This window comes from Salinicoccus kekensis, assembly GCF_900220995.1.
GTDB lineage: Bacteria > Bacillota > Bacilli > Staphylococcales > Salinicoccaceae > Lacicoccus > Lacicoccus kekensis.
The window spans coordinates 241,068-255,467 of sequence record NZ_OBQF01000005.1 but is presented as its reverse complement, the minus strand read 5'-3'; the positions used below and the strand labels follow the sequence as shown (position 1 = coordinate 255,467).

Here is a 14,400-nt window from a genome sequence, read left to right as displayed (position 1 = left end):
TGTGTATGTCATCCTCAGTATCCGACAGTTCAATTTCGACCGTCTTTCCAATATACTGGGGATCTACAGAGTATTTACATTTACGGAACTGAACCTATTGGAGATATAGAAAAATATAATTATATTGAAAGAACCAACCCGAATTATCTGGAATGGAAGAGAGATATGGTGGGAGAGAATAAGTACGTTACTGTATTTGAAATAGCACGAGGGATGATGACTTATAGTGCTAATCCAAATACAGACTATTTAATTGATGCTTTAGGTATAGAGAACATAAATGCTACAGCTAAAAGGATAACCAAAAAAAACCATAGTACAATAAATCCTATTGGAGCGAGTGTTGTGATTCCTTACTATTTAAAAGATGTTAAAGACGTTAAAGAAACATTAGTAATCGAAACAATTAAAAATTATACCGAAGATCAATATAATAGAATTGTAAATGATGTGAATAAGTATCTACAATACGATAACTATGACAAAGAAGAATTACAAAATTACTTTCCAACAATTAAAGAGCAAGAGGTTTGGTCTAATAATAGCCCGAAGTCCACTGCTAAAGATTATGGAGATATATTAAATAATTTCGATAATATACTTTCGAATACTGATTCTAAAGAGTTAATTAAAAAATTATTATCTTTTAAAAAAACTGATTCTTATTTTTTTTATGGTAAGAGTGGTAAGACCGTAAACATAATCAATAGAGCGGTAAGAGTAGAACAAGAATTTAATGATATGACAATTGTTTTTCTAGCTCACAATCTAACAGAGTATGAACGTATAAAAGCGGATAACAATCTAGATAGTTTTGTACAGAATATTGTAGATGGAATTTATACTTTTAAAAAGAATTCGTAAATATTCTTCCTAAAAACTAATAAAGAAAGGGTAATTATTTGTTTAAATATGATATTGAATATGTAAAAGATAACTTTGGTGAAGTATTTTTAAATGATGAACCGATAAATATTTATAATTTATGTATTAAAGAATTTCGAGAAATGATAACCCTTAGAGAGTTTGAAGAATTAGTAGAATCATTTAACCAAGGCGTACAATATTATTATCTTGAAGAGAAATCTTATCTGAATGGTAATATGCACTTTATATGGATAGACGATAAAAATGAAAAAATAATAAGTGTGGTTTTTGATAATCTGAGAAACATACATCGTATCATTGTAAAAAATTACGTCAAATTCCCTGAAACAGATAATCTAGAGACCGATATCTCATATACAATGCCTATCGAGGAGCAATGGACTGTCATATGGGGCGGTAAGAATGAATTTCTTAATTATCACTATTTACATGAACCGCAAAGATATGCATACGATTTAGTTATTATGAATGACGAATGTACTTTTGAAAATAATAGTATTAAAAATGAAAATTTTTATGCATTTAACAAAAATATTATTTCTCCTGCTGAAGGAAAGGTTAGAGAAATAGTAAACGACATTCATGATAATATACCCGGAGAAATGAATGAAACCGATCCTTTTGGCAATTATGTCATTATTGAACATGCAGAAAACGAATATAGCTTAATTGCACATTTCAAGCAATTTACTATTATAGTTAAAGAAGGAGAATATATTGAAAAGGGGCAACAGTTAGGATTATGTGGTAACTCAGGAAATTCTTCTGAACCACATATTCACTTTCAGGTAATGGACAGTCCTGATTTATATAATTGTTGCTCCTTACCTATTCGATTTTCAAATGGAACTAAACCTATCCAAGGCGATTATGTTGCTCAAAGTTTAAATATTAATGAAAATAATTTAGAAGAGAATAGAATGGATAAATGGGATAAAACAGAAGTTACACTTTCTCTATTAGATTATATATTAATGATTCCACGGTTTATTGGTCAATTTTTAAAATGAAGAAATCGGATTAATTTAACAAGATAATTTTAAATCTAAATATGATAATATTTTTACCCAACTCTTTGGATAGAGCCCACTCCTACCTAAAATGATTGGAATATCAAGTGTCTGCAGAATCGCTTTCGACTTGCTTAACCAGTTTATAGAACGTTGTTTTTTTACATTCGCTTGCTGCATCGCTTGTGTCGCTGTCATTTCACCTTTTTTTCCATTCATGATAGACAGCCATGAATGTATCTGTAATCTGTACTCTCGGCCGGCCAAAAACTTTTCCTTGATTCTTTGCTGCCTCAATCCCTTCCCGTTGCCGTTTGCGTATGCGTTCCCGTTCATCCAGGTGTGATAGAAACACCGATGATTGAAGCTTCAAAAGAAATGATTGAAGCAAATGCGAGTAATATCCCATTAGGAAGATTGGGGACAGTTGAAGAAGCTTCAAAACTTGTTTTATTTTTAGCTTCAGATGATTCAAGTTATTCTACGGGATCAGAATTTATTTTCGATGGCGGAACTACTGCTGGTATATAATTGTAATAAACCCGCCACGTAATTTTGTTTATAATTCGTTAGACATCTTATATTATTAGAAAAGAAGTTTTAAAAACCAAGGTCAAAAACACTTAGATTCATCTAGACTAAACTAACGATTTGAGACAATATAAAACACCTTCGAAATGGTACAATGAACAAAGTACACAATCGGCGGTGTTTTTGTATGGGCAAAAACGTATACCTGAGTGATGTGAAATGGACGGTAGTGAAAGCGAATATAGCGGGGAATTGACGACAAAGGAAACCATGGAGAAATATGGCATCAAGAACAGGTCTTAGATTTTCACATGGATGCGGCGGTATCGACAGGCGGAACTCCATCGATCTGACCAGCCAGTCGGCAAACAGTTTTTGGAGTATAAGGGGGATGAGTTAGGTATTTCTATAAATCTTGAAGACTTTTCTGATTACGAAGCAATCACCAGTATCATTAAAATTACTGGCGAAAACTTTAGATTGATACAAAGGCTCTTCACTCAGATTGAAAGAATACTTGAGATTAATCATCTTGAAACCGTTACAACAGAAGTTGTTGAAGCTGCACGAGATAGTTTGGTAATTGGGTGAGATAAACTTAAAGAGGTTGGAAGATAAAGGACTGTGTTCAACCTCTTTTCAACAGCCCCTGTAATAAAATATGGAGAATTACCTAAAGAGGAAGATAAAATAGTCGAGAACGAGTATTGGATAAATACCTCAGGGAAAGCGTTAAGCGATGAGCCCAGAATAATAACGAAGGAAAAAGGATATATTCTTGGGCTTGGCTGGAATTTCATACAAGAAATTGAAAGTGAAAATTTTAATCCAAAAACTTATAAAGCATATTTTAAATCTATTAAATTGATTAACCGTGAAATACTTATTAATATATACCACAGCTTAGGTAATATAAAAGATCTAGGTATGAGTGATAATATTCAATTCAATAAAAATAAAACTGAAGCGAGGACCTTTTTCTTACCACAAGTTAAGGTTTCTTTTGTACTAACTGCTGATCATCTTGTTGTTGAGGGTATAGTATTTAGAATGGAGAAAACACTCAGAGGTTGGAAAATTAAAGATATTTACATGAATGGTCGAAGTTTGTTGAAAAAGTAAATGAGAATAAAAAACAAGGATATTTTAGATATACTAACAAACCGTCTGAATCTGAAAATTTTAAGTAAGAACTCAAAGCTAACATCAATATTTATTGAATTATAAAGGAGTGAAGAATATGGGGGAAAACATTTATACTGTAAGAAGTGGAGAGGGTTGGGGATCTAGAAAAGAAGGTGCTAGTAGGCTCAGTAAAAAATTCGATACGCAAAAAGAAGCTATTAATTATTCTAGAAATAAAGCTAGAAAAAATAATTCTGAGCATCGTATTCAAGGAAAAGATGGTAAATTTCGAGATGCAGATTCTTATGGAAATGATCCCCATCCACCAAAAGGTTAAATATTATACAACGAGCATGACTTATGAGTCATGCTCGTTTATTATTTTCCCCACGACTTTCTAATATGTCATTTTTGACGGTAAATTTCATATCTTTTGCACGGCCAACTTTAAAACCCAGCTGTCTCTTTGCAAAGATAAACTGGTTTTCTTAACTATGGTGAAAGCTCTCTCCTAAATCAGTGCAAAATAAAATTGAAAGTGACAGGAGTCTCTTGCAGGGCGTAAATTGTTTATGATTTACACTGAGTAGTATTCAGCCAATATTTGCGACATTGTATTTCCTAGTGTATTAAAAGCAGAGTGATTATGTCTATTTATAGACAGTACCAGTCTAGAGATGTCTTGAATTTTTGATCAGCTTGTCAATTTGGTAGAAAGTCGCGTCAATTTTGAGTCTTATTTTGCATGCAAATTGTTGAAACCCAGTAGCCGAGAGCCCTTACTAAATCTTATTACTACTCTTCATAGTCAAATACACGAAAACCATTCGTTGTATTAACAATAGTATAAATAACTTCAGTCGTTTCTCTGCCATCGGAAGAAGCATGTGAATATTCTCTTTCTACTGTAACTGAATATTCACCTGACTCTTTAGTGATATCTAATACTTCTATATGATATGTTTCGTGGTTTGAGAAGTTATCACTTTCTTTGTTTCTTTTTATCTTCTGAAAATTGGGGGACTCTTTAGGCGTCATGGTAAGAAGGATATCTTCATCTCCATTATTATAGTAATCCATCAAGCTATCAATGTACGATTCTATAAAAGAAGTGATTGTCTCCTCATCATAGTCTGAGACATCCGATTCACTCATCCCTGTTGCTTCAGCATCAGTCGGTTCCTCATTAATTTGCAGGATGTTGACCATTAACTCTCCATTTTCAGCCTCATGTAAGCTGAATTGTCCTTTAGTGATCGTATCCTCTTGTTCATCTATATTATATTCCATTAATAATAAACCACTTACAGGACCTTCAGTCGTTTCATATACATCGGTGTCTGGTTCACCAATCGCTGATATTACTTCATCGTAAGGCAGACCTGCATAGAACAATACATCTTCCACCCTGTTTTCATCCGGATTGATATCTTCTCTGGCCTGTTCGTCATCTGTGCCATAGGGAAATGATTCTGAGTAAATCACGCCCAAATTATCGTATATCACTACAGGACGGCCATGCCCAGGATAAACCAGATCATATTCTCCATATAAATCTTCAATTTCACTTTGTGTCATGCCTTCCGTAATCACATCTTGTGAAAAAGTGAGGGTATTATCATCTATATTAAATAATTCATCCTGTACCGCCTTGGAATTTATATCAAAATGGGTGTTTTTGGTATGGGTGTCTTCTTCAGAAGAAGTACCCTCATCTGTGTCAACAGATGCTGCATCATTCATTTCCATTTCACTATCTTCATGAGCATCTTGTTCAGCCTCGGTATTTGACGGTGTTTCCTCATTATTCTCAGCTTCAGCATCTTCTTCAAGCTCGTTATTTTTTTCTTTGTTTTCCATATTATTGTTTTCTGCTTCTTCCTGAGATTCAGTGTCTTGTTGACTATTTACTGCTTCGTCCTGTTCTTCATCTCCGCAAGCTGTTAAGAATAACATGCCCACTAACGTGCCTGTCACTAGCCTTTTCAAGTGTCAACCTACTCTCTGAACGTATTTTAATTTCATTAATTATAGTATTCACTTCATGAGATGAGGTGAAACACTCATTAACAAAGATTAAGATTCACTTAGCTTATAGAACTTCCAACAGTTAGATATATCCCTATATGCAAAACAGCACTTGAAACAGGGACAAATTAACTCTTAAAGTGAGACCATTTAACGACCATTTATTGAACTTTTTTCAACATTGATATTTATTCTGTTTTTGTAGGTTTTCCTGTTCAATAACTTGTGTAATTAACAACATACAATAATATAGAATGTAGTAGGTTTTTGGACTATATAGAGACTGCGAGGGATATCTTCTAAAATTTAAGCAGGGGGGTCGATTACTCAAATTATTCAAAACATCATTTAAATTTTAAAGCTTTAAAATTGACGATATGAATTACCTCTCATTAAGAAATTGCAACTTTCTCATTATATTGCATGGTTTTATTTATGGTAATTTTCAGCGTATCGCTTCATGCTGCGGTTTTTTTTGAACTCCTGAATAGAGAAATTACCTGAGAAAAGCGCAATGTTACTTGATATTTAAAGCAATCTCATAAAGATTATTCCCACTTCTGATTGTTAAGCTTTTTAGCAATTACTTCGATACTCAATTCTTCTTTGTCTATTTTGTACTCGGTCAAATCAAAGTATCTGGCCCCCAGGAGTCCGCCAGGAGAATCTTTTTCAAAATTTGTTTTAAGGAACTTTGGGACTATAAAGAACCTGTGGCCCGTATAAATTTGATAGCCAAAGTCTTCCTCTCCATGAATCATTGCCTGCAAAATATTGTCTTTGACTGCGTCTGTTAATAGATCTTCATTACCTTCCATCACTTTACATTTAAGTTCTTTGGTCTCCTTGAAATATTCAGCATCGACAATGAGTTGAATTTCTCCGACACCTTTAATTTCCTTCTGAGTATATAAGCCTAAATATTTATGCCGTCTATTATAAGATCTACTTGTCGGTGCGTAGTACAGCTTGTATTTAAAGTTATGCTCTGACGTATTACCAACCGGAAGTACTCTCATCAGTCTGTCTTCGATACTGATGAGATTCTCACTGTTGCAATAATCTTCGTAATCATCAATAATCATGTTCATTTCTGTGTCATAGTCAGCGATGACTGATCTGAAACTGGTGATTATATCTTCAAAGGTTGTATCGATGAGTTTAACCTTTGTTCCTTTCTCAGTTAATTTCTTTCTAATCTCTTTCTTAAAATATTCCGGGATTTCGTGAACATTGATCAGCATCAGAAAGTGATTACTTTCTTCACCAAAGCTATCTGTATGCCTGAGAATCTGGTCGATGTTCTCTTGCCCATATAGTTTGGTTTCTATAACTATCTTGAAACTTTCCTGAGTGATTGCGCCATCCGGGACACTATGACTTGCGCTTGTCTGCTGTTCAAATTTTATCATCGTGTTTATTTCGCTTGTTTCTTCATCAAGCAGTTGATTTAAGAACAGTTTGAATGCCCTGCTATCATGATGATACAATCGGCTAAACAATAGTAGCGTGTTGTTCGTTACCGTATTCTCTTTACTGGAATACCGTTGAAAATAATGAATGTCTGCCATATTTGACCCCTCATTTCATATTAGGTTCTAAATCTACATCAATAGAAACTGAAGGACTAGTTTTATTAGTACATCATTTTATAATTTGTTTTCTCTTTTAAATATACACATGAAATTTCGTGTAAAATCTAATATCGACCTATTTGATTAATATCAATAAAATCTCTGATTATAGGTAAATCTCGACTAGTAACTCTCACTTCAGATAATTTATCTTTGAATTGATCCAGATCCATACCAAAAAGAAAACTATATTTTTCATAATAGTCTTTGCTTCTGAAGCTGTCGATTATCATATTATTTCTATTATTTATTGGAAAACTAAAATCGGTCATCAAAAGAGTACCATGCCAATTACTATGACCTCTTTCTAACGCTGGGTTGATTATTGTAGTTGTATTGAGAATCACATCTACATCTTCTAATCGAGAGATTTCCTCATCAGAGTACAAGAGGTCACAAACATGTCTTCTGATATTTATACTCTCATAATCTGTAAAATGAGTAATTTTTCTTGGATAAATAGATAACACTTCGAATTGCAAATCACGATTTAAAAAAGTATATTTTCCATAAATAAAACTTTTCAAAGTGTCAGGTTTGTCATTATACATTAAGATAGACGTGAGATTTAAAAATGAGAAATATAGAAACAGCCTTGATAAAGGCCTTTTATTTTCATCTCTAAGTTCTAATAGAAATTTATTATAAAACTCTATAATAATCAGGCTTAAATCTACACTAGTATGGATTGCATAGCTAACAATTTTTTCCCAAGCTTCTAAATATGGTTTTAACTTATAAAAAGAATTATCAGTAATAGTATCCTCTGTATCATCAATGGCTAAAATTTTTTCTCTTGTATATTTTAAAATTTGATTTATATTCTTTAAGTTATTATAAGGTTTTGAGCTTTGTAATTTTCTAATAAGATTATTCAATTCAGTACCATCATTATCATAGTCCGGAACATTTCCTAACTGTGGTTTTTGATATTTAGGCTTATTATGAATCCTCCTTGCTATTTCTTCTATTTTTTCATAATCATGCTCAATATTGGTCATATCGATTGCATTTCTAGTGTTGCAAAAAGTTGGCAGAATAGATTCATCAGTATCTATTTCGGTGAATACAGGAATAAACTTACTATCTTTAACTTCATTATATATTTTAGAAGAAATGATTGTAGATTCTTTACCTACACCGCCTGTTCTATTATTCGCACGTTCCTTATAATTAACATCACTAATTATGACTACATAATCAATTGAGGGATCATTTACCATCCTTTCCATGAATACATGTAAGTCATCCCCTTCCTTACAATCCCATAAATCTAAAATAACATTTATGCCGTGATCTTCCATTAGAGTCGTTGCAATTTTTACTACTCTTTCAATATGAAATTCATCAGTTCGAGCATATGATATAAAAGCGTTCTTACCCATGTAAATCTTCCTCTCCAGAACTTTTATTAACTGCTGCACTTGCCAATTTGTTAATCAAAAACTTTCTCGTTTATTCTCTTCATACCTTCTCCCTCACAACTCGACCAGTCCATATGATGTCATTCCAAATAAGGTATTCCATTTCCATCTTTATCGATTATAGTTTTATCTTCATAAATTCTTTTAACATAATCTGAAAATTAAAAAATGGATTGGGTCGGTGAAAGCCCCGTATTCCACCTTGGGAACATGTAAAAAACAGTGCCGATTTTTTAATGCTTACTAGATGTTCAGCTATTTAATATAAGCCTCTTTCAAATATAGAATAAAGTAACATTTTAAGTATATGTCACATGGATAAATGTGGTACAGATTTCAAACCTTTCTAATTATTACACACTATATTAGAATAGAAGTAAATAGGATAGCTGCTGGCCGAAGAGTATTCAGATGAAAAGAGGGATACAATGAAATCAAAAAAACAAATGACTGAGGAAGACATTAAAAATAAATTCATTACTCCCGCAATTTCTAAAAGCGGATGGGATGTCCAATCAGATAAAGTTTTTTTTGAACATAGTTTTACGGATGGCCGCGTAATAGTTCGGGGGTCACTTACCACCAGAGCAAGGGGAAAACGTGCCGATTACCTTTTAATGTACAAGAAAAACAATCCCATTGCGATCATAGAAGCCAAAGATAATAAACACTCTATCGGCTCGGGTATTCAACAGGCAATAGACTATGCCGAAATTCAAAATGTTCCTTTCGCATATAGTTCAAATGGTGACGGCTTCCTTGAACATGACATGATGACGGGGATGGAGAGAGAACTTTCAATGGATGAATTCCCTACACGGGAAGAACTCTGGGAAAGGTTCAAAAATACTAAAAATCTTAATCAAGAACAAATTGAAATGATTAATCAACCATACTATTACCAATTAAATGAAAAAACACCGCGATATTACCAACGAGTAGCAATTAATAAAGCGGTGGATGCAGTGGCTCGTGAACAGAATCGAATTCTTTTAGTGATGGCGACAGGCACGGGCAAGACATACACCGCATTTCAAATTATTCATCGATTGTGGGAAGCGGGCAAAAAGAAAAAAGTACTTTTTCTTGCCGATAGAAACATACTTATTGATCAGACCATGACAAATGATTTTAAACCATTTGAAAAAGTCATGACAAAAGTTGAAAATCGTGTGTTGGATAGCTCATATGAGATTTACATGGCCTTATATCATCAATTAGCTGGCGATGATGGCTACGAGCCTTTTCGCCAATTTAAACGTGACTTCTTTGATTTAATAATCATAGATGAAGCTCACAGAGGTTCAGCGAGGGAAGAGAGTGCTTGGAGAAAGATACTGGATTATTTCAGCTTGGATGGTACTACCCATATCGGACTTACAGCCACACCTGTAGAAACTAAAGAAGCTTCCAGTACGGGTTATTTTGGAGAGCCTGTCTATACCTATAGCTTGAAACAAGGTATTGATGATGGTTTCTTGGCGCCTTACAAAGTCTTAAGAGTCGGCTTGAATGTTGATTACGAAGGCTACAGACCTGAGAAAGATAAAAAAGACATGTATGGTAACATTATTGAAGATCGTGAGTATAACTCCAAGGACTTTGATAAAACAATGATTATTGATGACCGGACTAAAGAAGTAGCCAAACGTATTACCGAGTTTTTAAAGAAAACTGACCGTTTCGCAAAAACGATTGTATTTTGCGTGAATATTGATCATGCAACTCGAATGAGAGAAGCACTTGTGAGAGAGAATCAAGACATGGTAGCTGAGAACCATCGATATATCATGAAAATAACTGGTGATGATAACGAAGGAAAAGCACAGTTAGATAATTTTGCTGATCGAGAAAGTAAATATCCCACTATAGTTACAACCTCAAAGTTATTGACAACTGGTGTTGATGTAAAAACTTGTAAACTTATCGTATTAGATTCAAATATTAATTCGATGACAGAGTTTAAGCAGATTATTGGGCGTGGTACACGTTTAGACCCCGAGCGTGGTAAAGAGTATTTCACTATCATGGACTTTCGGAACGCCAGTCGTCTCTTCGCAGACCCTGCTTTTGATGGTATCCCTGAAGCAGTGAAAGATATTACCCCAGTTGGAGAAATTGAAGAACCAGGCATGGGTGATCCTCCACCAACTTCTTTATATGAAGATAACGGTGATTATATTATTCAAAAAGATGGCGAAGACCTTCCAGAAGAGGAGGGTGATAAATCAAAAAAATATAGAGTAAATGATGTTAACGTACGTATCCTGAATGAACGTGTCCAATATTACGATAAAAATGGTCAATTGGTAACGGAAAAGCTAAAAACTTATACCAAAAAGAATATATTGAAAGAGTACACCACCCTTGACCAATTCTTAAAAAAATGGAAGTCGGAAGATAAAAAAGAAACCATCACACAGGAGCTTGCTGAAAATGGTGTGCTCCTTGATGCACTTCGAGAGGAACACGAGCATTTGAAAGATCTTGATGACTTTGATTTAATATGCCACTTAGCCTTCGATCAACCGGCATTAACAAAAGCTGAGCGTGTGAACAATGTAAAGAAGCGGGGTTATATTCATCGATATCAAGACGTAGCTAGAGAAGTGCTTGAAATTCTCCTTGAAAAATATAAAGATTCGGGAATAGAAGAGATTGAGGGCACAAAAGTGTTGCAATTAAGGGAGTTCGAAAAGTTTGGAAATGAATTCAAGATTGTAAAAGCTTTTGGAGGAAAAGAGAAGTACTTACAGGCAGTGAAACAATTGCAGGATGAGATTTATTCCATAAATGACTAAGGAGCAAGAAAAATGACGATTAACTCTTTTATTAAACGATTGCAAAATATCATGCGCAATGATTCAGGTGTCAATGGTGATGCACAGCGTATTGAACAGATAGTCTGGCTGTTATTCTTAAAAGTTTATGATGCCAAAGAAGAAATATGGGAGTTTCATGATGACAACTATCAATCTATTATCCCAGAAGAATATAGATGGAGAAATTGGGCTACTGACAATAAAGATGGAGAAGCAAAGACAGGTCAAAGCTTATTAGACTTTATTAATGAGCAACTGATACCGTCTCTAAAGAGAATAGAAGTTGATGAGTACACACCTATAAGTAAAGCCATTGTAAAGTTTGCGTTTGAGGATACATTCAACTTTATGAAAGATGGGGTACTTTTGCGACAAGTAGTTAATGTAATCGATGAAATTGATTTTACTGACCACAAAGAACGCCATAATTTCAATGACATTTATGAACAAATACTAAAGGATTTGCAGAACCAGCGCTCCTCAGGAGAGTACTACACCCCTAGAGCTGTAACTGACTTTATTGTAGAAATGATCCGACCTAAATTGGGAGAAAAAGTTGCAGACTTTGCATGTGGCACCGGGGGCTTCTTAACATCTTCGCTCAATTATCTTGAAAAACAAATTGATTCTGTAGAAGACAGGGAGAAATATAACCATTCAGTATTTGGGATAGAGAAGAAAGCCCTCCCACACTTATTATCTGTTACCAACCTTTTACTTCATGATATAGATAATCCATATATTGTACATGGTAATTCACTTGAAAAAAATGTGAGAGACTATGTAGAAAAAGATAAATTTGAAGTCGTATTAATGAATCCGCCATACGGTGGGTCCGAAAAAGATAATATAAAAATGAATTTCCCTTTAGAGTTAAGAAGTAGCGAAACAGCTGATCTATTTATGTCTGTCATCATGTACCGACTAAAGAAAGAGGGAAGAGCAGCTATAGTATTACCTGATGGTTTTTTGTTTGGTACGGATAATAGTAAAATGGCCATTAAAGAAAAACTGGTTAAAGAATATAATTTGCATACAATTATTCGTTTACCTCATAGCGTTTTCGCGCCATACACTTCTATCCACACGAATATTTTATTTTTCGACAACACTCATCCTACCGAGCATACATGGTTTTACCGATTGGATATGCCTGAAGGATATAAAAACTTTTCTAAAACTAAACCTATTAAAATAGAACATTTTGAACCATTAATTGAATGGTGGGCTAGTCGTGAAGAGATAGTAGTGGATGATCATTATAAATCTAAGAAATACACAGCAAAAGAAATCATTGAAGGAAATTACAATTTAGATCTTTGTGGTTTTCCAAAAGAAGAAGAAATCATTCTTGAACCAGATGAATTAATAGAAAATTATCAAGAAGAGAGGATGCAATTGAATAAACAAATAGACAATATATTAGAAGATATCCAATCAGTACTGGGTGAAAAATTATGAAATCACAAGATTTAAGAAATTCAATTCTACAATATGCAACTCAAGGGAAATTAGTCCCACAATTCTCTCATGAAGAACCAGCAAACTTGCTGCTCGAGAAAATTAAAATAGAAAAAAGAACTCTTTTTTCAGAAAGACAGCTGAAGAATAATAATATCCCTCCTATAGACAAAAGTGAGATACCATTTAAAATTCCAGAATCCTGGTGTTGGGCTAGGTTAAGTGAGATTTCAAATATCGGAAATTTTAAAAGTGCAACTAAAGACAGTATTAAAGAGAATGATTGGGTTTTAGATCTTGAAGAGATAGAATCTAACAAAGGTAATCTCCTCAATAAAGTCAAGAAATCACAAAAAAGTGTAAACAGTAATAAGTATGTATTTAAAAAAAATAATGTTATGTATGGAAAATTACGTCCTTATTTAAACAAAGTTATAGTAGCGGATGACGATGGTTACTGTACTACTGAAATTCTCCCACTACACTTTGGGGATTTTGTTAATAGTAAGTATGCTAAATATACCTTAATGTCTCCATATTTTTTAAACTATGTAAACAAATGTTCATATGGAGTAAAGATGCCAAGATTGGGAACAAAAGATGCTAAGTTGGCATTATTCCCCCTTCCCCCTCTCGAGGAACAAAATCGAATCGTTGAGAAAATAGAAGAACTTTTTATTAAAGTAGAGGAATATGATATTCTTGAGAAAAAAATAACTTCATTGAATAATAATTTCTCTATAAATATGGAAAAATCAATATTGCAGTATGCTGTACAAGGCAAATTAGTATACCAAGATCCAAGTGATGAACCAGCAAGTTTACTTATAAAAAAATTAAAAGAACAAAAAGAAAAACTTTTACGAGATAAAAAAATTAAGAGAAGTGATATCCCCTCCTCTTTAAATAATGATGAATTTCCATTTCCCATACCCGAAACATGGGAATGGGTTAAAATTGGGGAAATTAGTAATTTTATTGATTATAGGGGAAAAACGCCTACTAAAATATCATCTGGAATAAGATTGATAACAGCAAAAAATATTAAAAAAGGTTTTATATCACTTAAGCCAGAAGAGTTTATTAGCGAAACTGATTATAATGATAGAATGACTAGAGGCTACCCCGAAATAGGTGATTTGTTCTTCACTACTGAAGCCCCCCTTGGTAACGTTGCAATCAATACAATTGAGGAGCCATTTTCTACGGCGCAAAGATTAATTACAATCCAAAACTATTATAAAATAACTTCGAAATATATGATGTATTGCATTCTTGCTCCAAACATATTCTCTTTTATTGAAAATTATTCAACAGGGACCACTGTTAAGGGAATAAAAGCAAAACTCTTAAAAGAAATTCCAATTCCTATGCCACCGTTAAATGAACAACAACGTATCGTAGAAAAAATAGAAGAATTATTCACTTATTCCGGTAATATTAAAAAGATTATTAATTAATTTAAGAAATAGTCTTA

Annotated in this window: 10 protein-coding genes and 3 pseudogenes; 8 read left to right on the top strand and 5 right to left on the bottom strand. The window is 33.5% G+C overall.

Going from position 1 to position 14,400, the window contains the following annotated elements; translation table 11 throughout:
* Positions 1-58, bottom strand: a pseudogene (locus CRN96_RS13505) (hypothetical protein); the annotation flags it as partial.
* An 844-nt stretch (positions 59-902) separates the two neighbouring features.
* Here CRN96_RS13505 and CRN96_RS10785 point away from each other — a divergent pair.
* Positions 903-1,898: a M23 family metallopeptidase gene (locus CRN96_RS10785; protein ID WP_097042003.1), complete on the top strand. Its 996-nt coding sequence runs from the start codon at positions 903-905 to the stop codon at positions 1,896-1,898.
* Positions 1,899-1,913: 15 nt separating this feature from the next.
* On the opposite strand, the gene CRN96_RS13415 is transcribed toward CRN96_RS10785, so the two are convergent.
* Positions 1,914-2,117 (bottom strand): hypothetical protein, encoded by a 204-nt coding sequence (locus CRN96_RS13415; RefSeq protein ID WP_245844648.1) that lies wholly within the window; start codon positions 2,115-2,117, stop codon positions 1,914-1,916.
* Positions 2,118-2,228: 111 nt separating this feature from the next.
* On the opposite strand from CRN96_RS13415, the pseudogene CRN96_RS10775 reads away from it, so the two are divergent.
* The 4 genes and pseudogenes from CRN96_RS10775 to CRN96_RS10760 all read left to right on the top strand — a co-directional run.
* Positions 2,229-2,429: pseudogene (locus CRN96_RS10775) on the top strand (SDR family oxidoreductase); the annotation flags it as partial.
* 375 nt (positions 2,430-2,804) lie between these two features.
* A pseudogene (locus tag CRN96_RS10770) lies at positions 2,805-3,020 on the top strand (AAA family ATPase); the annotation flags it as partial.
* Between the two features lie 33 nt (positions 3,021-3,053).
* A complete protein-coding gene (locus CRN96_RS10765) occupies positions 3,054-3,551 on the top strand; it encodes a hypothetical protein (RefSeq protein WP_097041999.1) in 498 nt (165 codons plus the stop codon).
* Positions 3,552-3,669: 118 nt separating this feature from the next.
* Positions 3,670-3,891 carry a DUF2188 domain-containing protein gene (locus CRN96_RS10760; RefSeq protein ID WP_097041997.1) on the top strand — a complete coding sequence of 74 codons (222 nt, stop codon included), beginning with the start codon at positions 3,670-3,672 and terminating at the stop codon, positions 3,889-3,891.
* 458 nt (positions 3,892-4,349) lie between these two features.
* On the opposite strand, the gene CRN96_RS10755 is transcribed toward CRN96_RS10760, so the two are convergent.
* The 3 genes from CRN96_RS10755 to CRN96_RS10745 all read right to left on the bottom strand — a co-directional run bounded on the left by CRN96_RS10755 (position 4,350) and on the right by CRN96_RS10745 (position 8,601).
* Positions 4,350-5,543 carry a TcaA NTF2-like domain-containing protein gene (locus CRN96_RS10755; RefSeq protein WP_097041995.1) on the bottom strand — a complete coding sequence of 398 codons (1,194 nt, stop codon included), beginning with the start codon at positions 5,541-5,543 and terminating at the stop codon, positions 4,350-4,352.
* 587 nt (positions 5,544-6,130) lie between these two features.
* Positions 6,131-7,153 carry a hypothetical protein gene (locus CRN96_RS10750; RefSeq protein ID WP_097041993.1) on the bottom strand — a complete coding sequence of 341 codons (1,023 nt, stop codon included), beginning with the start codon at positions 7,151-7,153 and terminating at the stop codon, positions 6,131-6,133.
* 128 nt (positions 7,154-7,281) lie between these two features.
* The gene (locus CRN96_RS10745) at positions 7,282-8,601 is read right to left on the bottom strand and encodes an SEFIR domain-containing protein (protein ID WP_097041991.1); all 1,320 of its coding nucleotides are present in this window, start codon (positions 8,599-8,601) and stop codon (positions 7,282-7,284) included.
* Positions 8,602-9,068: 467 nt separating this feature from the next.
* Here CRN96_RS10745 and hsdR point away from each other — a divergent pair, with 467 nt between their 5' ends.
* Genes hsdR through CRN96_RS10730 form a run of 3 tightly spaced genes read left to right on the top strand, consistent with a single transcriptional unit; the run spans position 9,069 to position 14,383 of the window.
* The gene (hsdR, locus tag CRN96_RS10740) at positions 9,069-11,441 is read left to right on the top strand and encodes an EcoAI/FtnUII family type I restriction enzme subunit R (protein ID WP_097041989.1); all 2,373 of its coding nucleotides are present in this window, start codon (positions 9,069-9,071) and stop codon (positions 11,439-11,441) included.
* Between the two features lie 12 nt (positions 11,442-11,453).
* Positions 11,454-12,923 (top strand): class I SAM-dependent DNA methyltransferase, encoded by a 1,470-nt coding sequence (locus CRN96_RS10735; RefSeq protein WP_097041988.1) that lies wholly within the window; start codon positions 11,454-11,456, stop codon positions 12,921-12,923.
* A complete protein-coding gene (locus CRN96_RS10730; protein ID WP_097041986.1) occupies positions 12,920-14,383 on the top strand; it encodes a restriction endonuclease subunit S in 1,464 nt (487 codons plus the stop codon). Before CRN96_RS10735 ends, CRN96_RS10730 begins: the two co-directional genes overlap by 4 nt.
* Positions 14,384-14,400: the final 17 nt, after the last annotated feature.

Coding starts and splice junctions, on each gene's coding strand:
- CRN96_RS13415 (WP_245844648.1), bottom strand. CDS start 2,117: ATGAATGGAAAAAAAGGTGAAATGACAGCGACACAAGCGATGCAGCAA.
- CRN96_RS10760 (WP_097041997.1), top strand. CDS start 3,670: ATGGGGGAAAACATTTATACTGTAAGAAGTGGAGAGGGTTGGGGATCT.
- CRN96_RS10750 (WP_097041993.1), bottom strand. CDS start 7,153: ATGGCAGACATTCATTATTTTCAACGGTATTCCAGTAAAGAGAATACG.
- CRN96_RS10745 (WP_097041991.1), bottom strand. CDS start 8,601: ATGGGTAAGAACGCTTTTATATCATATGCTCGAACTGATGAATTTCAT.
- hsdR (WP_097041989.1), top strand. CDS start 9,069: ATGAAATCAAAAAAACAAATGACTGAGGAAGACATTAAAAATAAATTC.
- CRN96_RS10735 (WP_097041988.1), top strand. CDS start 11,454: ATGACGATTAACTCTTTTATTAAACGATTGCAAAATATCATGCGCAAT.
- CRN96_RS10730 (WP_097041986.1), top strand. CDS start 12,920: ATGAAATCACAAGATTTAAGAAATTCAATTCTACAATATGCAACTCAA.